Annotated in this window: 14 protein-coding genes; 8 read left to right on the forward strand and 6 right to left on the reverse strand. The window is 72.4% G+C overall.

Annotated elements, in window-relative coordinates:
• Positions 1–77 precede the first annotated feature (77 nt).
• A complete protein-coding gene (locus tag ACRAKH_RS24610) occupies positions 78–3002 on the forward strand; it encodes an AAA family ATPase (RefSeq protein ID WP_447009324.1) in 2925 nt (974 codons plus the stop codon).
• Positions 3003–3035: 33 nt separating this feature from the next.
• Positions 3036–3758, forward strand: a complete 723-nt coding sequence (locus tag ACRAKH_RS24615; RefSeq protein ID WP_380721982.1) for a peptidylprolyl isomerase — start codon at positions 3036–3038, stop codon at positions 3756–3758.
• 3 nt (positions 3759–3761) lie between these two features.
• Here the strand turns inward: ACRAKH_RS24615 and ACRAKH_RS24620 are convergent, their stop codons facing one another.
• Positions 3762–4487, reverse strand: coding sequence for a hypothetical protein (locus ACRAKH_RS24620; protein ID WP_380721984.1), 726 nt, complete (start codon positions 4485–4487; stop codon positions 3762–3764).
• A 95-nt stretch (positions 4488–4582) separates the two neighbouring features.
• On the opposite strand from ACRAKH_RS24620, the gene ACRAKH_RS24625 reads away from it, so the two are divergent.
• Positions 4583–5242 carry an MOSC domain-containing protein gene (locus ACRAKH_RS24625; RefSeq protein ID WP_380721986.1) on the forward strand — a complete coding sequence of 220 codons (660 nt, stop codon included), beginning with the start codon at positions 4583–4585 and terminating at the stop codon, positions 5240–5242.
• A 15-nt stretch (positions 5243–5257) separates the two neighbouring features.
• Here ACRAKH_RS24625 and ACRAKH_RS24630 read toward each other — a convergent pair whose 3' ends face one another.
• Positions 5258–6097 carry an aldo/keto reductase gene (locus ACRAKH_RS24630; protein ID WP_380721988.1) on the reverse strand — a complete coding sequence of 280 codons (840 nt, stop codon included), beginning with the start codon at positions 6095–6097 and terminating at the stop codon, positions 5258–5260.
• A gap of 188 nt (positions 6098–6285) precedes the next feature.
• Between ACRAKH_RS24630 and ACRAKH_RS24635 the strand changes: the two genes are divergently transcribed.
• Entirely contained in the window at positions 6286–7299 is a 1014-nt protein-coding gene (locus ACRAKH_RS24635; protein WP_380721990.1) for a phosphatidylinositol-specific phospholipase C domain-containing protein, read from the forward strand.
• Positions 7300–7346: 47 nt separating this feature from the next.
• On the opposite strand, the gene paaZ is transcribed toward ACRAKH_RS24635, so the two are convergent.
• The gene (gene paaZ, locus ACRAKH_RS24640; RefSeq protein WP_380721992.1) at positions 7347–9371 is read right to left on the reverse strand and encodes a phenylacetic acid degradation bifunctional protein PaaZ; all 2025 of its coding nucleotides are present in this window, start codon (positions 9369–9371) and stop codon (positions 7347–7349) included.
• Between the two features lie 137 nt (positions 9372–9508).
• Here paaZ and ACRAKH_RS24645 point away from each other — a divergent pair, with 137 nt between their 5' ends.
• Together ACRAKH_RS24645 and ACRAKH_RS24650 are read left to right on the forward strand one after the other, a co-directional pair.
• On the forward strand, positions 9509–10738 hold the full coding sequence (locus ACRAKH_RS24645; RefSeq protein WP_380721994.1) for a family 16 glycosylhydrolase: 1230 nt from the start codon (positions 9509–9511) through the stop codon (positions 10736–10738).
• A gap of 270 nt (positions 10739–11008) precedes the next feature.
• The gene (locus ACRAKH_RS24650; RefSeq protein WP_380721996.1) at positions 11009–12010 is read left to right on the forward strand and encodes an LLM class flavin-dependent oxidoreductase; all 1002 of its coding nucleotides are present in this window, start codon (positions 11009–11011) and stop codon (positions 12008–12010) included.
• Between the two features lie 12 nt (positions 12011–12022).
• On the opposite strand, the gene ACRAKH_RS24655 is transcribed toward ACRAKH_RS24650, so the two are convergent.
• The 3 genes from ACRAKH_RS24655 to ACRAKH_RS24665 form a co-directional block, all read right to left on the reverse strand.
• Positions 12023–12328, reverse strand: coding sequence for a chorismate mutase (locus ACRAKH_RS24655; protein ID WP_380721998.1), 306 nt, complete (start codon positions 12326–12328; stop codon positions 12023–12025).
• 358 nt (positions 12329–12686) lie between these two features.
• Positions 12687–13586 (reverse strand): proteasome assembly chaperone family protein, encoded by a 900-nt coding sequence (locus tag ACRAKH_RS24660; RefSeq protein WP_380722042.1) that lies wholly within the window; start codon positions 13584–13586, stop codon positions 12687–12689.
• Between the two features lie 19 nt (positions 13587–13605).
• Positions 13606–14538: a TetR/AcrR family transcriptional regulator C-terminal domain-containing protein gene (locus tag ACRAKH_RS24665; protein WP_380722000.1), complete on the reverse strand. Its 933-nt coding sequence runs from the start codon at positions 14536–14538 to the stop codon at positions 13606–13608.
• Positions 14539–14630: 92 nt separating this feature from the next.
• Between ACRAKH_RS24665 and ACRAKH_RS24670 the strand changes: the two genes are divergently transcribed.
• Positions 14631–15836, forward strand: a complete 1206-nt coding sequence (locus ACRAKH_RS24670; protein WP_380722002.1) for an FAD-dependent monooxygenase — start codon at positions 14631–14633, stop codon at positions 15834–15836.
• A 46-nt stretch (positions 15837–15882) separates the two neighbouring features.
• Positions 15883–17733 carry an ABC transporter ATP-binding protein gene (locus ACRAKH_RS24675; protein WP_380722044.1) on the forward strand — a complete coding sequence of 617 codons (1851 nt, stop codon included), beginning with the start codon at positions 15883–15885 and terminating at the stop codon, positions 17731–17733.
• Positions 17734–17838 lie beyond the last annotated feature (105 nt).

The following is a 17838-nucleotide window of genomic DNA, read 5'->3' on the forward strand; positions in this document are numbered from 1 at the left end:
ACCGCCGAACTGCCCGCCCGCACTGGGGGTGCGGGCAGTTTGGCGCGTGTTTGATCGGCTTGACTAAGGTTCGGCGCATGCACACCCGCGCGCCCATCGTGGTCGGCCGCGACGAGGAACTGCGCGTCCTGGAGCGGGTACTGGCCGACGCCGGGGCCCGGCGGGGCCGCGCCGTGTTCCTGGTCGGGGAGCCGGGCATCGGCAAGACCCGGTTGGCGCGCTTCGCCGCCGGAGCGGCGTTCGACCGCGGCATGCGGGTCCTGCGCGGGCGGGGCAGCACGATCGGGCCGATGGTCCCGTTCCGGCCGTTGACCGAGGCGCTGATGTCGTTGCTGCGCGCCGGCAACGGGCCCGACCTGCGGGAACTCGGCGCTTACCAGCCGGTGCTGGGCACGCTGGTGCCGGAGTGGGGCACGGAGGCGCCGCGGCAGGCGCACTCCGTGGTGGTGCTCGCCGAGGCGGTGCTGCGGCTGCTGGCCGTCGTCGGCCGCGCGCAGCCGTGCCTGGTGGTGCTGGAGGACCTGCACGACGCCGACGCCGAGACGTTGGCCGTCATCGACTACCTGGTGGACAACCTCGACCAGGTCCCCGCCGCCCTGCTGGTGACGACGCGGGCGGACCCCGGCCCGACGCTCGACGTGGTCCGCCTTGCCGCGCAACGGGAAGCGGGCGCGCTGCTGGAACTGGGCCGACTGGGCGAGGCGCAGGTCCGCCGAATGGTCGCGCTGTGCCTGGAGGTGGACGAGTCCGAGGTGCCCGACGAGGTCGCCGAGCGGATGTGGGCGGACAGCGCGGGCAACCCGTTCGTCGTCGAGGAGATGCTGCACGGCCTGGTCAACGGCGGCGTGCTGGTGCGCGACCCCGGCGGCTGGCAGGTGCTCGGCGACCTGCGCATCGACCTGCCGACCGCGTTGGTGCGGGCGATCGCGCACCGCACCGACCGCCTGGGACCGCAGGGGCGCGAGCTGCTGTCCCTGGCCGCGGTGCTGGGCCACCGCTTCCCGCTGTCGGTGCTGCGCCGGGTGACCGGGATGGACGACCGCGGCCTGCTGTCGCACCTGCACGCGGGCGTGGCCGCGCAGCTCGTGACGCCGGACGAGCCGGTGCCCGACTGGTACGCGTTCCGGCACCCGCTCACCGCCGAGGCGCTGCTGGCGCAGCTGCCGCCGCCGCACCGGGCGGAGCTGTCGCGGCGGATCGCGGACGCGGTGCAGGAGCTGCACCCCGGCCTGCCCGGCGAGTGGTGCCCGCTGGTGGCGTCGCTGCGGCTGGACGCCGGGCAGACCGCGGAGGCGGGCGCGCTGCTGGCCGAGGCGGGTCGGCGCGCGCTGGCCGACGGCGCGGCCGGGTCGGCGGTGCGGCTGCTGGACCACGCGCACCGGCTGCTGGCGAGCCAGGTCGACGTGGAGGTCCGCGCGGACGTGCTGGACTCGCTGCTGCCCGCGCTGTCCGCGGCGGGCCAGTTCGGGCGGGCGTTCGCGCTGGTGGACGCGGTGGCGGAGCTGACCGTCGCCGGGTTGAGCCGGGTGCGGCGGGCCGAGCTGCACACGAAGCTCGCGCAGGTGGCCGGCACGGCGGGCGAGTGGACCGACGGCATGGCGCACGTGGAGACGGCGCGCGCGCTGCTCGGCCGCGACGCCACCGACGAGCAGAACGCGCGGCTCGACGCCGTGGCCGCGTACCTGACGCTGTTCGTGCAGGGACCGGACCGGATCACGTCCGCCGAGTTCCTGGCCCGGCGCGCGGCCGAGGCGGCCCGGCGGGTGCCGCTGCCGGAGGTGGGCTGCGAGACGTGGCAGCTGCTGGGCGTGCTGGCGCGGGACCGGGACCTGGACGCGGCGCGGGACTGCTTCGCCCAGGCGCGCGCGCTGGCCGAGGAGCACGGGCTGCCGATCCAGCGGGTGTACGCGCTGGTGCGGCAGGCCGGTGTGGACTGGCTGGCCGACGGGTCGTCGGCGGAGCTGGTCGAGGCGCACGAGGAGGCGTTGCGGGTCGGCGCGATCACGCTGGCGTACAACGTGGACGCGATCCTCGGGCTGGACGCCGTGCTGCGCGGCCAGTACGCGGCGGCGTCGGCGAAGCTGGCGCGGACCGTCGAGAGCACCCGGCGGTTGCGGCTCAAGCAGGTGACGCTGTACGCGTTGATGGCGCAGGCGACGGCGGCCGCGCACCAGGGGCGGCGGTCCGACCTGGACGCCGCGATCGAGGAGTTCGACGAGGTCGGCGGCGTCGGGTCGCAGGAGCGGCCGCTGTGCTTCGGGTTGGCGCGGGCGTTCTGCGCGCTGCTGGAGGAGGACCGCGCGCTGGCGACGCGGGACGTGGCGCGGGCCATCGCGTACGAGGCCGAGACGCCCACGGTGTTCCACCTGTCCGGGATGCACGGCCTCCGACTGCTCCTGGGAGCGCTCTCGGGGGAGCTGGACCTCGACGGGCACCGGTCCGTGACGCGGTCCGCCGCCGCCGGGATGCGCTGGAACCGGGTGTTCGGGCAGTTCGCGCTGGCCGTGCTGCTGGGCCGGGCGGGACGGGACGCGGAGGCCGCGCAGGCGGTGCGGGCGGCGCGGGACGCGGCCGCGATCTACCCGCTGGCCCGGCACCTGGGGCTGCGGCTGGTGGCGGAGGCGGCCGTGGCCGACCGGTGGGGCGAGCCGGTGGCGTGGCTGCGCGTCGCCGAGGAGTTCTTCCACCAGGCGGGCCAGGCGGCGGTGGCCAGCGCGTGCCGCGGGCTGCTGCGGCAGCTGGGCGCGTCCGTGCCGCAGCGGCGCACCGGCTCCGACCAGGTGCCGCGCGACCTGCGGGCGCTGGGCGTGACCGTGCGGGAGTTCGAGGTGTTCCGGCTCCTCGCGGGCCGGCTGGGGAACAAGGCCATCGCCACCCGGCTGCACATCTCGCCGCGGACCGTGGAGAAGCACGTGGCGAGCCTGATCACGAAGACCGGTCGCGCCGACCGGGAGGCGTTGAGCGCCTGGTCCGAGTCGCTCGGACCCGCCGACCGGCCCTAGCCGCGCCCGCCGGGCTCCACTACACCTGATCCGGTGAGAATCCTCCAGGCAGTGGCGCTGACGGTCGTTCTCGGTGGTGGCTTGCTCGGCGGTGGTGTGGCCCAGGCCGCTCCCCCGCCCTCGTCGTCGCCGGACGTGACGCGCGGCCCGTGCGCGTACGAGAAGACGCCCGACGAACCGGCCGCCCGGCCCGTGCGCCTGCCGGCCGACCCGCGCCACACGCCGGACCGCGGCCACCCCGAAGTGCTGCTGAGCACCAACCAGGGCCCGATCCCGCTGGTGCTGGACCGCGCGCAGGCCCCGTGCACCGTCCAGAGCTTCCTGCACCTGGTGCAGCGGAAGTTCTACGACGAGACCACGTGCCACCGGCTCACGGCGTACCCGACGTTGAAGGTCCTCCAGTGCGGCGACCCGTCGAACACCGGCGAGGGCGGCCCCGGCTACCGGTACCGCGACGAGCTGCCGACCGACCTGGCGCCCGCGCCGAACGACCCGACCGGGCAGCGCCGCGTCTACCCCCGCGGCACGCTCGCGATGGCCAACGCCGGCCCCGACACCAACGGCAGCCAGTTCTTCCTGGTCACGTCGGACTCGGTGCTGCGGCCGAACTACACCGTCTTCGGCCGGATCACGCCCGAGGGCCTCGCCACGCTCGACCGGGTCGCGGCGGGCGGCGTCGCGCCGAACCCGGACAGCGCCGTGGACGGCCGACCGGCCCTGACCACGGACATCGCGCGGGCGAAGCGCGTCGGCTGACCGTCAGGAGGTGGGCGCGGTCACGCGGATGTCGGCGTTCCAGTCCGCGAAGCGGTGCAGGGTGCGCTGGAAGACGTTGTCCTCCAACGTCTTCAGCACCTGGTCCACCCGCACCGGCAGGTCGCCCGGGCCCACCCACACGGTCGCGGACGCGGTGAAGCCCGACTGGTAGGCCGCCTGCAGCCGGCCCCGGCGCGCCGCGTCACGGGTCTGCTCGGCCTGCGTCCTGAGGTCGACCAGCAGCGTGTACCGGCGCGTCGGCACGCCGTCGAGCGTCTCGTCGCCCTGCGCCACGATCAGGCTGCCGGCGAGGGACTTCACCACGGCCGCGGGGTCCACCTCGTCGGGCAGGCCGGCGACCGTGGTGTCGGACCGCACGGGCGCGCGCTCGGCGAGGTCGTGCCTGGTCCACGGGCCGCCGGAGGTGCGGGAGTAGCCCGCGTCGGCGAGCACCACGACGTCGGTGTCCGAGTCGTCGCGCAACGCCAGGAGCCGGCCCTCGCGGGCGCGCAGCAGGCCGCCGTCGAGCGTCACCTTGAGCCCCGACAGGGTGGTCTCGGCGTCGAACCTGACGGACCGCTGCTCGTCGGCGCGGGCCGCGAGCGTGGTGATCAGCGTCGCGCTGTCGTCCGCGGCGGGGCCCAGGGTCGGCGTCGGCAGCCCGGTCCGCTCCGCGCAGCCCGCGAGTCCCACCGCGACCAGCGCCAACGCGACTACGGACCTGCGCATGACTCCCCCCGGCGGACGGCGACCACGTCCATCCTCCCCCACCCGCGCCGAATAAGGGGTGCGAACCCGGAAAGTGGCTGGGCTACGGTCTTGTCATGCCCTCTGTGCTCTCCGTGAACGTCGGTTCCCGAGTCGAGTTCGACCAAGCCGCCGTCGGCCACACCGGGATCGGCAAGCGCCCCGTCGCCGGGCCCGTGGACGTCCGGGCGCCCGGTCCGCGCGGGTCCGGCGGCAGCGGCCTCGTCGGCGACCACGTCTCCGACCTGCGCCACCACGGCGGCGACGACCAGGCCGTCTACGCGTACGCGCGGGAGGACCTGGACGCGTGGTCGGCCGACCTGGGGCGCGACCTGCCGCCGGGCCTGTTCGGGGAGAACCTGACCACGGTCGGCGTGGACGTGTCGGGCGCGCGCGTGGGCGAGCGGTGGCGGATCGGCGGGCTGCTGCTGCAGGTGACGTGCCCGCGCATCCCGTGCCGGACGTTCGCCGGCGTGATGGAGGAGCGCGGGTGGGTGAAGACGTTCACCGCGCGGGCGTGGCCCGGCGCGTACCTGAAGGTGCTGGAGCCCGGATCGGTCACGGCGGGTGACGAGATCGTGGTCGAGCACCGGCCCGACCACGACGTCACGATGTCGGTCGCCTTCCGGGCCCTGACGTTGGAGCCGGAGTTGCTGCCGAGCCTGGCCCCGGCCGCGGACGACCTGCCCGAAGAGCTGCGACGCCGGGTCGAACGGCGGTCGTTCGACCCGGCGTGACCACTGGGCGCCGGCTCAGCCGAGGGCGGAGAGCTTCTCGAACTCCTCGTCGGTCAGCTTGATGCCGGCCGCCGCGGTGTTCTCCTCCAGGTGCGCGATCGACGACGTGCCGGGGATCGGGAGCACGACGGGCGACTTGCGCAGCAGCCAGGCGAGCGCCAGCTGGGCGGGGGTGGCCTCGTGCTCCTGGGCCGCCGCGTCCAGCACGCCGCCCGGGCGCGCCAGGTCGCCGGTCGCGACCGGGAACCACGGGATGAACGCGATGTTGTGCTCGGTGGTGTGCTCCAGCACGGCCTCGTGCTGCCGGTTGGCCAGGTTGTAGAGGTTCTGCACGCTGACGATCGGCGCGACCTCCTGGGCGGCCTTCAGCTGGTCGACGTCCACCTCGGACAGTCCGATGTGCCGGATCTTGCCCTCGTCCTGCAGCTTGCGCAGCTCGCCGACCTGGTCCTCCAGCGCCACCTCGGGGTCGATGCGGTGCAGCTGGTACAGGTCGATCCGCTCCACGCCGAGCCGGACGAGGCTGGTCTCGACGGCCTGCCGCAGGTAGGCGGGCTTGCCGAGGGTGATCCACTCGTTCGGGCCGGTGCGCAGCAGGCCGCCCTTGGTCGCGATGACCAGGTCGTCCGCGTACGGGTGCAGCGCCTGCCTGATCAGCTCCTCGTTGATGTGCGGGCCGTACGAGTCGGCGGTGTCGATGAAGTTGATGCCCAGCTCCACCGCGCGGCGCAGCACGGCGATCGCGTTGTCGCGGTCGGCCGGGTAGCCCCAGATGCCCTCGCCGGTGAGCCGCATCGCGCCGTAGCCCAGGCGGTTGACGGTCAGGTCGCCACCCAGGGAAAAGGTCTCAGACACCTTTGGTGCTCCTCGAAGCTTGTGGTGCGAACGGTCCTTCTCCCGCGCCAACCCGACGGAGTGGGCCGGTTGTTCCCGTTCGGGGGAACAAGGTGCGGTCAGCGTCCATCTGGCGGACATCGTGAAGACGTTTCGTGTTTCTAGGGTGGGAGCCGACCGGGCGTCGGACCACCGAGGAGCCTTCACCGATGATCACCCTGCCAGCCGTCCGCCTCGCCGTCGCGGCGACCGCCGCGCTGCTGCTGACCTCCCTGCCCGCGGCCACCGCGCACGCCGCCACCGCGACCGGCGGCACCGCGGTGGGCGTCCACAACGCCTACACGCAGGCCACCGCCCCGTACCTCGTCGACGTGCTGGACCGGAAGCCCGGTCTCGTCGAGCTGGACGTGTGGTCGAACTTCCTGTTCAGCCGCGACTTCCAGGTCGGGCACGACCCCGGCAACGCCAACAACTGCGCCCGCGCCACCACCTACGCCGAGCTGCGCACCGGCGCCCGCAACCAGAACCTCGCCGGCTGCCTGCGCAACATCCGGCTCTGGCACGACCGCAACCCCGCGCACCCGCCCGTGGTGCTCAAGGTCGAGTTCAAGAACGGCTTCGACGACCGCGGCGGCTTCGGTCCCGACGAGTTCGACCGGCTCGTCGCCGACACGCTCGGCGCGTCCTCGGTCTTCGGACCCGCGCAGCTCCTCGGGGCGCACGCCACGCTGGACGCCGCCGCCCGCGCCAGCGCGTGGCCGCACCGCTCCGCGCTGGCCGGGAAGTTCGTCGTCCTGGTGGAGAACGGCACGTTCGAGCTGGGCAACCCCTTCGACAACTACGACACCGACCTGGAGTACGCGGACCGGCTGATCGCCGCGCGCGCCGCCGGCACGCTGGCCTCGGCGTTCGCGTTCCCGGCGATCAACGGCGCGTCGCAGGCCGACCCGCGCGTCGGCGACCGCGGCGGCGCGCGTGCGCCGTGGTTCGTGGCGTTCGACGGCAGCGCGTCGGCGTACGCGGGCTGGCCGGGCGACTCGTACCTGGGCGGCCACTACCTCGTGGTGATGACCGACGCGCACGCCGTGGCGCCGGCGATCGACGCGCGCACCCCGTCCGTGGCCGACGCGCAGGCCAGGGTGCGGCTGCTGGCCGCGAAGGGCGCGACCATCGTGTCCAGCGACTGGGTCGATCCCGCGATCGTGGGCTACACGGTCGGGTGAGCGGTCGGGGGCCTGACGCCTGGCGCGGCGTCGGGCCCCGTGCCGGCCTACTGCTTGGCGACCAGGGTGAGCACGTCGTACTTGGCGACGGATTCACCCTTCTGGTTGACCAGGTCGGCGTCCCAGCGGACCTCGCCGTAGTCCTGGTCCTCGCGGGGCGTGATCTGCTTCGCCGTCAACGTCACGGTCAGCTCGTCGCCGGGGAACGTCGGAGTGAGGAACCGCAGGTTCTCCAGCCCGTAGTTGGCGAGCACCGGCCCCGGCTCGGGCGACACGAACAGGCCCGCCGCGAACGACACCACCAGGTACCCGTGCGCGACCCGGCCGCCGAAGAACGGGTTCGCCGCCGCGGCCTCCTCGTCCATGTGCGCGTAGAACGTGTCGCCGGTGAACTCGGCGAAGTGCTCGATGTCCGCCAGCGCCACGGTCCGCGGGCCGGCGACGACCGTGTCGCCGATCCTCAGATCCCGCAACGACTTCCGGAACGGGTGCACGTCCGACTCGGTGCGCGGCGCGCCCGTGACCCACTGCCCCGTGACGGCGGTCAACACCCGCGGGCTGGCCTGCACGGCGGTGCGCTGCATGTGGTGCAGCACACCGCGGATGCCGCCCATCTCCTCGCCGCCGCCCGCGCGCCCCGGTCCACCGTGGACCAACGCCGGGAGCGGCGAGCCGTGGCCCGTCGACTCCTTGGCGTCGTCGCGGTCGAGCACCAGCATGCGGCCGTGCCACGGCGACACGCCCAGCACGACGTCCCGCGCGAAGTCCGCGTCGTACGTGACGACCGAGCCGACCAGGCTGCCCGCGCCCCGTGCGGCCAGCTCCACGGCGTGCTCGGTGTCGCGGTAGGCCATGAGCGTCGACACCGGCCCGAACGCCTCCACCTCGTGCGGCTGCGGCCGGTCCGGGTCGGCCTTCAGCAGCACCGGCGACAGGAACGCGCCGCGCTCGGCGTCGGCGTCCACCACGTCGACGCGGTCCGGCGAGCCGTGGACGACGTCGGCCGCCTCCAGCAGCGCCTTCAGCGACCGCCGGACCTCCTCCCGCTGCTCCAACCCGGCCAGCGCGCCCATCCGCACGGTCTCGTTCGCCGGGTTGCCGATCACGACCTTCGCCAGCCGGGCGCTCGCCGCCTCCGCGACGGCGTCCAGCAGCGGGGCGGGGACCAGCGCGCGCCGGATCGCGGTGCACTTCTGGCCCGCCTTGACCGTCATCTCGCTGACGAGCTGCTTGACGAACAGGTCGAACTCGGGCGTGCCCGCGACCGCGTCCGGGCCGAGGATCGAGCAGTTCAGGGAGTCCGCCTCGGCGTTGAAGCGCACGCTGTGGCGCACCACGGCGGGGTGCGTGCGCAGCACCTGGGCGGTCGACGCGGACCCCGTGAAGCCGACCAGGTCCTGGCCGGTCAGGTGGTCCAGCAGGTCGCCCGCGCTGCCGGAGACCAGCTGCAGCGAGCCCTCGGGCAGCAGGCCGGAGGCGAGCATCAGCTCGACCAGCTTCTCGGTGATGTAGGCGGTCTGCGAGGCGGGCTTGATCAGGGACGGCACGCCCGCGATGAACGCGGGGGCGAACTTCTCCAGCGGGCCCCACATGGGGAAGTTGAAGGCGTTGATCTGCACGGCGACGCCCCGCAGCGGGGTGGCGATGTGGCGGCCGACGAACGTGCCGCCGCGGCTCAGCGGCTCGACCGCGCCGTCCACGAGCACCTTGTCGTTGGGCAGCTCGCGCTTCGCCTTGCTCGCGTAGCCGAACAGCACGCCGATGCCGCCGTCCACGTCGATGAGCGAGTCGGTCTTCGTGGCCCCGGAGCGGGCGGACAGGGCGTACAGCTCCTCGCGGTGTTCCCGCAGGTGGGATGCCAGCGCCTTGAGCAGGGCCGCGCGCTGGTGGAACGTCAGCTCCCGCAGCGCCGGGCCGCCGACGCGTCGCCCGTGGTCCAGGGCGGCCGCCATGTCGATCCCCTGGGACGAGATGCGGGCGATCTCCTCGCCGGTCACGGCGTCGTGCAGCGGCGCGCCCTCGGCGGACGGCGTGTGCCAGCGACCGGACACGTAGCTGCGCAGCATGGCCATCGGGTGTCGACCTCCTTGTCGGGCCGGTGGGTGTCCCGGCATGACCGACAGTAAAGCGCCCGCACTTTCATCGTGACTTGATTAAAGGCTATGCAGTAAGTTCTGGCCTGGCTGCCGCCAGAGTGAAGGGAGTGTCAATGAGGACACGAGTGGTGGTGAGCGCGGTCGTGCTCGCCTTCAGCGGGCTTGCCGGGCCCGCCGTGCAAGCCGCCCCGGCGAACAACGCCGACGTGGGCACGATGGCCGTCACCTTCGCCGACGAGTTCAACGGCCCGGCGGGCACGCGGGTCGACGGCTCCAAGTGGAACACCGAGGTCGGCGACAACGGTGGCGCGAACCGCGAGCACCAGTACTACACCACCTCCGCGAGCAACGCGGCGATGGACGGCGCGGGCAACCTCGTGATCACCGCGCGCCGCGAGAACCCCGGCAACTACAACTGCTGGTACGGCCGGTGCCAGTACACGTCGGCGCGGATCAACACGTCCGGCAAGTTCACCACGACCTACGGCAAGGTCGAGGCGCGGATGAAGATGCCGCGCGGCAAGGGCATCTGGCCCGCGTTCTGGATGCTCGGCCAGGACATCGGCCAGGTCGGGTGGCCCAACAGCGGCGAGATCGACATCATGGAGTTCCTGGGCCACGACCAGGACACCGTGTACGGCACCATCCACGGTCCGGGCTACTCCGGAGCGGGCGGCATCGGCATGCCGTTCAACGGACCCAACTTCGCCGACGCCTTCCACACGTTCGCCATCGAGTGGAGCCCCCAGGGCATCGCGTGGTCCGTGGACGGCAACGTCTACCAGCGCCGCACCCCCGCCGACCTGGGCAGCAGGCAGTGGGTGTTCAACAAGCCGTTCTTCATCATCCTGAACCTGGCGGTCGGCGGTGAGTGGCCGGGCTACCCGGACGCGACCACCGTGTTCCCGCAGCAGTTCGTCATCGACTACGTGCGCGTGTCGACGCTGGACAGCAACCCGCCCGCGGGCGGCCGGATCACCGGCATCGGCGGCAAGTGCGTCGACGTGGCCGGCGCGAACTCCGCCAACGGCACCCCCGTGCAACTGTGGGACTGCAACGGCACGGCGGCGCAGCAGTGGTCCCGCCCGGGCGACGGCACCATCCGCGCGCTCGGCAAGTGCCTGGACGCGGCGGCGGGCGGCACGGCCGACGGCACGCTCGTCCAGCTGTGGGACTGCAACGGGACCGGCGCGCAGAAGTGGGCGGTGAGCGCCGCCAACGACATCGTCAACATCCAGGCGAACAAGTGCCTGGACGCGCAGAACAACAGCTCCGCCAACGGCACCCGGCTCCAACTGTGGACGTGCGCCGGCACCGCCAACCAGAAGTGGAACGTCGCCTGACCCCGTCCCCCGAACCCCAACCAGACCACCCAAGCCACGTCCCCGAGCCGCCCGCGTCCACCGCCTCCCCGGCGGACGCGGGCGGCCGCGTCTCACCCCTTCCTCCCCACCACGCAGATCACAACCATCCGGCCCAGCCAGGCGGGCAGACATGCGGTGGGGCAGGTGGCCGAGGGCAGGTGGCCGGGCGGGCCGGCGGCCTGGCGGGCGGGTGGGCTGGCCTGGCGGGCGGGTTGGCGGCCTAGCGGGCTGGCTCGGCGAGCGGCCGGAATGCCCCCTTGCCCACCACCGTTGGTGTACGTCGTGAGGCTTTCCGTGCTGGACCGGTCGCGGGTGCGCGTGGGGCACAGTCATGCCGAGGCGCTGCGTGACACGGTCGCATTCGCCCGAGAAGCGGAGCAGCTCGGCTATCACAGGTTCTGGGTGTCCGAGCACCACGGCGTGCCCGGCGTGGCGGGCTCCGCCCCGACCGTGCTGGCCGCCGCCGTGGCCGCCGCGACGTCCCGCATCCGCGTCGGCACCGGAGGCGTGATGCTGCCCAACCACCAGCCGCTGGTCGTGGCCGAGCAGTTCGGGGTGCTGGAATCCCTCTTCCCCGGCCGGATCGACATGGGCCTGGGACGGTCGGTCGGCTTCATCGAAGCGGTCCGCAAGGCCCTCGGGCACGACAAGGAGGACGCCGCCGACTTCGGCCCGAGGCTCGCCGAGCTGCTGGGCTACTTCACCGGCGACCAAGCGGTGCGCGGCTACCCCGCCGACGGCCTGCGCGTCTGCCCGTTCGTCCTGGCCACCGGCGCCGGCGCCAAGGTCGCCGCGGCACACGGCGTGCCACTGGTCATCGGCGCCTTCCGAGGCGAAGAAGCCATGCTCGAAGCCATCACCACGTACCGCACCGAGTTCCGCCCGTCACCGTGGGCCGAAAAGCCCTACGTGATGATCTCCTCAACGGTGGCCGTGGCCGACACCACCGAAGACGCCTGGCGACTCCTGGTGCCCGAGGCGTGGTCCATCGCCTACTCGAGGACAAGGGGCGAATTCCCGCCCCTGAGCCCGCCGGAAGACATCCTCGCCACCCCCATGACCGCCCGTGAGCGGAAGTTCTTCGAGCAGTCCCTCCAAGGCCACATCCACGGCACCCCACCCGAGGTGGCCAAGGCCCTGGACGCCTTGATCGACCGCACCCACGCCGACGAAGTCCTGGTCACCACCAGCACCCACGACCGTGCCGCGATGCTCGACTCCTACCGACAACTGGCGGCCCTGTACGACTAGCCCCAGCGGCAACTAGTCCCCGCGACCCTCGCCCGCGACGTTGGCACGCTCAACCAACTCGACCTCGATGAACGCCCCGATCATCGCCCGCCACACCGCCTCGGCGACCGCAGGCTCCAACCCCGCCTCCAGAGCCCGCTCCCGAACCGACGCGATCACCCGAGCAACCCGGTCCGGCGCCCGGACAGCCTGATCGTCAACCTTGAAAGCCGCCGCCGCCCGCACCAGCCCTTGCCGCTGCGCCAGCAGCCGGACCAGTTCAGAGTCGATCGAATCAATCCGAGCACGGACCTCGGCGAGCGAAGCAGGTTCAGCCACCCGCACATCATCCACGCGCGCCCTCGGCACCCACACTGCGGTCGGCCGCGCGCGAGACGGCGGGTGGCCCGGCAACAGGTGGTCGGCACAGGGCGGCACCAGGCGTCCGCGCCACGCCAACGGGAGGCAGGGGCGGTTCGACCGGCACCGGTGACCAGTCGGCGGGCAACGTCACTCCGCTAGTGGGTGGTGCCGGCGGAGGCGCTGCGGGCACCACCGGCACCGGCGGCGGCTTGTCGGTGCCGCGCCGGGTCGAGTGTGGGGTCCATCGAGCAGCCGCCGCCGGACGGGCCGCGTTCGACCAGTGCAGGCGGCGGGTGCCTGCAGCGGCCGGCGGGCGGTGTCGCGGTGTGGTGGGTCAGTGGTCGCGTTGTTGTTCGGCCAGGAAGCGTTCGAACTCGGCGCCGATCTCGTCCGCCGTGGGGAGCGGCTCGTCCTCGGCCACCAGGAGGTTCTCCGAGGCCTCGGTGAAGGCGTCGTACTGACGCTCCAAGGCCTCGACCACCTGGGCGACCTCGGACGACTCCGCCACCTGCCTGGCGATCTCGGCGTCGGTCCGCTGGGCCGCCTCGTTCAGGGCGGCGGCCTGGACCACCAGGCCCGTCGACTTGGTCAGCGCCTGGAGCAGTCCGAGCGCGGCCGCCGGGTAGGTGCCCTGCGCCAGGTAGTGCGGGACGTAGGCGGCGAAGCCCATGGCGTCGTGGCCGGCCTGACCGAGCCGCAGCTCCAGCAGCGCCGACAGGTTGCCCGGCACCTGCACCCGGCTGAACGGCGAGCTCTCCGTGATCAGCTCCGGCCTCGTGGCGTGGGAGATCACGGACAGCTTCCGGGTGTGCGGCACCCCCATCGGGATGCCGTGGAAGCTGATGGCGAGCCGCAGCCCCCACCGCTCGACCAGCGCCCGCACCGCCTCGGCCACCGCTTCCCACCTCCGGTCCGGCTCGGGGCCGGTCATCAGCAGGAACGGCGTGCCCACGGCGTCGTGCAGCAGGTGGACGACCAGCTCGGGCGCGTCGTAGTCCTCCCACCGGTCGGTGGCGTAGGTCATCGTCGGCCGCCGGGCGCGGTAGTCGATCAGGTCGTCGATGTCGAACCGGGCGATCACCCGGTGCTCGTGCACCTCGAGCAGGTGGGCGACGAGCACCGCACCAGCCGCGCCGGCGTCCATGAAGCCGCTGAAGTGGTGCAGCAGCACCGCTCCACTCAGGTCCGGGACGTCGGAGTCGACCTCGAACAGATCCTCCGGGTCCAGCGCCACCTCGTGCCTCCCCAAGTCTTCACATGCCAGTCCTCCTTTCCGTCAACGTCGACCGACCACTGATCCATTCCCCGATCCCGTCGAGCATCCGGGCCAAGCCGAATTCGAAGAGCGTGTCCAACCTCATGTCCAGCTCGGTGCCGAGCACCTGGCTGAACGTCGGGAACCGACCGGTGGCGGCGATGTCCAGCAGGGCCGGCGCCTGCTGGTCGATCCACTCGTCACCGGTGATCCCGGTGTGCCGCCGCTGTTCGGCCTCGGGCTCGATGTTGACCGCGACACCTCGCACGAAGCCGAACACCGTCACCGCGGCGTGCATTCTCTCTTCCAGGCTCAACCCCTTCCCTTCGAGCGCGCTCAGCACCCACTCGGTGTGCGCCACCGCGCTGGGCAACAGCTGTGGCCTGGTCAGTGACATCGCGGGCGCCAGCCAGGGGTGCCGCTGGAACAGCCTCCACTGCAACCGGGCGGAAACCTCCAGTCGTTCCCGCCAGGTCTCGGGCGCAGGGTCGGGCAACTCCTCCTTCCGCAACACGTGGTCGATCATGCGCAACACCAGTTCGTCCTTGTTCTCGACGTGCCGGTACAACGACATGGTCGCCACACCCAGCTCGGACGCCACCCGCCGCATCGACAACCCGTCGAGCCCGTCCGCGTCGGCGACGCGGACCCCCGCGAGGACCAGTCGCTCACCGGACAGGTCGGTCTGCTGCGCGCGCGGCCGCGCGACCTCCCCCACCGACTCGGACACGACCGTGCCCACACCGGCCACCGGACGGACGATGCCCTCGGCGCGCAAGGACAGCAACGCCTTGGTCGCCGTGGCCATCGCGACGTCCCACGTCACCGTGATCTCGCGCGTCGACGGCACCCGATCACCGGGGCGCAGTTCCCCCGACTCGATCCGTTCGCGAATCGCGCGCGCTATCCGCTCGTAGATCGCGTCAGTCATGCCCGCCTCCTCGAAGGTAGTGCACCAAAGCCTAGCGCACTAGTGCACTATCGAGTGATTGACGAGGTAAGACGGATATGTACGCTGTACGCATGAACACCGTACTGATCTCCGGCGCCAGCGTCGCCGGCCCTGCCCTGGCCTACTGGCTGCGCCACCACGGCTTCGCCCCGACCGTCGTCGAGCGCGCACCCGCGCCCCGGCCCGGCGGCCAGGCGGTCGACCTGCGAGGCACGGCGCGCGAGGTCGCGGAGCGCATGGGCGTGCTCGACCAGGTGCGCGCCGCGCACACGGGCGCGAGAGGCATGGCGTTCGTGAACGCGGCGGGCAGACCCACGGCGACCATGTCGTCGGACACGATGGGCGACTCGGGCGGCGCCATCGCGGAACTGGAGATCCTGCGGGGCGACCTGGTCCGCATCCTCCACGAGGCGACGGCGTCCGGGGTCGAGTACGTCTTCGGCGACGGCGTCACCTCGCTCACCGAGACGGACCGGGGCGTGGAGGTGACCTTCGAGCGCGGCGCTCCCCGCACGTTCGACCTGGTCGTCGGCGCGGACGGGCTGCACTCCAAGGTCCGGTCGCTGGCGTTCGGGCCCGAGGAGGCGTTCGCGCACGACCTCGGCGCCTACATCTCCACCTTCACCACGACCCGGCGGGAAGACCTGGACGGCCGGCAGCTGCTGCACACCGTTCCCGGCCGGACCGCGGGCCTCTATCCCACGCCGGGTGGCGGGGCGAAGGCGATGTTCGTGTTCGCCTCGCCGCCGCTGGAGCACGACCGGCGCGACACCGCGTGGCAGCGCCGGCTGGTCGCCACCGCGTTCGCCGGTGACGGGTGGGAGGTGCCGCGGCTGCTCGACGACCTGCGAACGGCTCCCGACTTCTACTTCGACCGGCTCTGTCAGATCCGGATGGACACGTGGTCGCGCGGGCGGATCGCGCTGCTGGGCGACGCGGCGTTCTGCGCGTCCCCGATGGCGGGCGACGGCACCAGCATGGCGTTGGTCGGCGCGTACGTCCTCGCGGGCGAGCTGGCCACGGCGCCGGGCCACCGGACGGCGTTCCGCAGATACGAGGAGGTGATGCGCGAGTACGTGACCCGCTGCCAGAAGTTCGCGCTGGGCGGGGTGGACAGCCTGATGCCGAAGTCGCGGGTGTTCATCCGCCTGCGGGACTTCACGTTGCGCGTCGTGCCCCACATCCCCGGCGGGGCGAGGCTGTTCGGCGGTCTGCAGAAGATCGCGAACACGGTGTCCCTGAAGGACTACGTGCCGCGGAGCTTGACCTCCAGCTGACTCCAGGTCCTACGTTCCGGGCATGGACATGGAAACCACCGCCTGGATGTCGCTGTACCACGTGACGAACGCCCAGGACGACAAGCGGCCGTTCTCCGTCGCCACCCTCCGCCGCATCTGGGCGTTCGCCCGCCCGCACCGGCGGCGACTCGCCCAGTACCTGGTGCTGAGCGTGGTCGTGGCGGTGCTCGCGGTGGTGACCCCGGTCCTGGCGGGACGGATCGTGGACGCGATCGTCCGCGGCTCGGCGTACGAGGTGGTGCTCGGCCTGGCGGGCGTCATCGCCGGCATCGCGATCCTCGAGGCGGCGTTGGGCCTCGTCACGCGGTGGTTGTCGGCGAGCATCGGCGAAGATCTGATCCTGGACCTGCGGACCACGGTCTTCGACCACGTGCAGCGGATGCCGATCGCGTTCTTCACCCGCACCCGCACCGGGGCGCTGGTGAGCCGGCTGAACAACGACGTGATCGGTGCGCAGCGGGCGTTCAGCGACACGTTGTCCAGTGTGGCCGGCAACCTCGTCACGCTGCTGCTGACGCTGGTGGTGATGATCAACCTGTCGTGGCAGGTCACACTGCTCGCGTTGGTGCTGCTGCCGGTGTTCGTGGTGCCGGCGCGGCGCATGGGTTCGCGGCTGGCGCGGCTGGAGCGGGAGGCGGTCAACCACAACGCGACGATGAGCACGCAGATGACCGAGCGGTTCTCGGCGCCGGGCGCGACGCTGGTGAAGCTGTTCGGCCGGCCCGCGCGCGAGTCGTCCGAGTTCGCGGAGCGGGCGCGGCGGGTGCGGGACATCGGGGTGCGGACCGCGATGGTGCAGACGGTGTTCCTCACGGCTCTGACGCTGGTGTCGGCGCTCGCGCTGGCCGTGGTGTACGGGCTGGGCGGCTTCTACGCGTTGCGCGGCCAACTGGACGCGGGTTCGGTGGTGGCGTTGGCGTTGTTGCTGACCAGGCTGTACGCGCCGCTCACCGCGTTGGCCAGCGCGCGGGTCGAGGTGATGAGCGCGTTGGTGAGCTTCGAGCGGGTCTTCGAGGTGCTGGACCTGAAGCCGTTGATCACCGAGAAGCCCGGTGCGCGGTCCGTGCCGGACGGGCCGGTGTCCGTGGAGTTCGAGAACGTCCGGTTCGCCTACCCGTCCGCGGACAAGGTGTCCCTGGCGTCGTTGGAAGAGGTCGCGGTGCTCGACAACCGCGGCGGAGTGGAGGTGCTGCACGAGGTGTCGTTCCGGGCCGAACCGGGCCAGGTGGTGGCGTTGGTCGGCTCGTCGGGTGCGGGGAAGTCCACGATCGCCTCGCTGATCCCCCGCCTGTACGACGTGGACGAAGGAGCGGTGCGGCTGTCCGGCGTGGACGTCCGCGACCTGTCGGCCGACTCGCTCCGCGACGTGCTGGGCATGGTGACGCAGGACGGTCACCTGTTCCACGAGTCGATCCGGTCGAACCTGCTCCTGGCGCAGCCGTCGGCGACCGACGACGAGCTGTGGGAGGTGCTGGGCCGGGCGCGGCTGGCGGACCTGGTGAGGTCGCTGCCGGACGGGCTGGACACGGTGGTCGGCGAGCGCGGCTACCGGCTGTCCGGCGGTGAGCGGCAGCGGTTGACGATCGCCCGGCTGCTGCTGGCCAAGCCGCGCGTGGTGATCCTTGACGAGGCCACGGCGCACCTGGACTCCACGTCGGAGGCCGCGGTGCAGGCCGCGCTGGGCGAGGCCCTCGCCGGGCGGACGGCGGTGGTCATCGCGCACCGGCTGTCGACCATCCGGGCGGCCGACCTGATCCTGGTCGTCGAGGCAGGTCGGGTGGTGGAACGCGGAACGCACACCGATCTGCTCGCCGCGGGTGGGCGTTATGAAGAGCTGTACCGCACCCAATTCGCTGAGGAGGCGCACACGTCGTAACACCGGAAGGGCAAGGATCTTTTAGGCCACAGCGCGGCGGTGGGCCGGGGGACGCGGGAGGTGGGCCGGGGGGACGTGGGAGGTGGGCCGGGGGACGTGGGAGGT

It is taken from the genome of Saccharothrix hoggarensis (assembly GCF_052936025.1).

Excerpts from the sequence above, each read along its gene's own strand:
- ACRAKH_RS24620 (WP_380721984.1), bottom strand. The coding sequence starts at position 4,487 with ATGCGCAGGTCCGTAGTCGCGTTGGCGCTGGTCGCGGTGGGACTCGCG.
- ACRAKH_RS24670 (WP_380722002.1), top strand. The coding sequence starts at position 14,631 with ATGAACACCGTACTGATCTCCGGCGCCAGCGTCGCCGGCCCTGCCCTG.
- ACRAKH_RS24675 (WP_380722044.1), top strand. The coding sequence starts at position 15,883 with ATGTCGCTGTACCACGTGACGAACGCCCAGGACGACAAGCGGCCGTTC.
- paaZ (WP_380721992.1), bottom strand. The coding sequence starts at position 9,371 with ATGGCCATGCTGCGCAGCTACGTGTCCGGTCGCTGGCACACGCCGTCC.
- ACRAKH_RS24665 (WP_380722000.1), bottom strand. The coding sequence starts at position 14,538 with ATGACTGACGCGATCTACGAGCGGATAGCGCGCGCGATTCGCGAACGG.
- ACRAKH_RS24650 (WP_380721996.1), top strand. The coding sequence starts at position 11,009 with ATGCCCCCTTGCCCACCACCGTTGGTGTACGTCGTGAGGCTTTCCGTG.
- ACRAKH_RS24625 (WP_380721986.1), top strand. The coding sequence starts at position 4,583 with ATGCCCTCTGTGCTCTCCGTGAACGTCGGTTCCCGAGTCGAGTTCGAC.
- ACRAKH_RS24610 (WP_447009324.1), top strand. The coding sequence starts at position 78 with ATGCACACCCGCGCGCCCATCGTGGTCGGCCGCGACGAGGAACTGCGC.
- ACRAKH_RS24635 (WP_380721990.1), top strand. The coding sequence starts at position 6,286 with ATGATCACCCTGCCAGCCGTCCGCCTCGCCGTCGCGGCGACCGCCGCG.
- ACRAKH_RS24645 (WP_380721994.1), top strand. The coding sequence starts at position 9,509 with ATGAGGACACGAGTGGTGGTGAGCGCGGTCGTGCTCGCCTTCAGCGGG.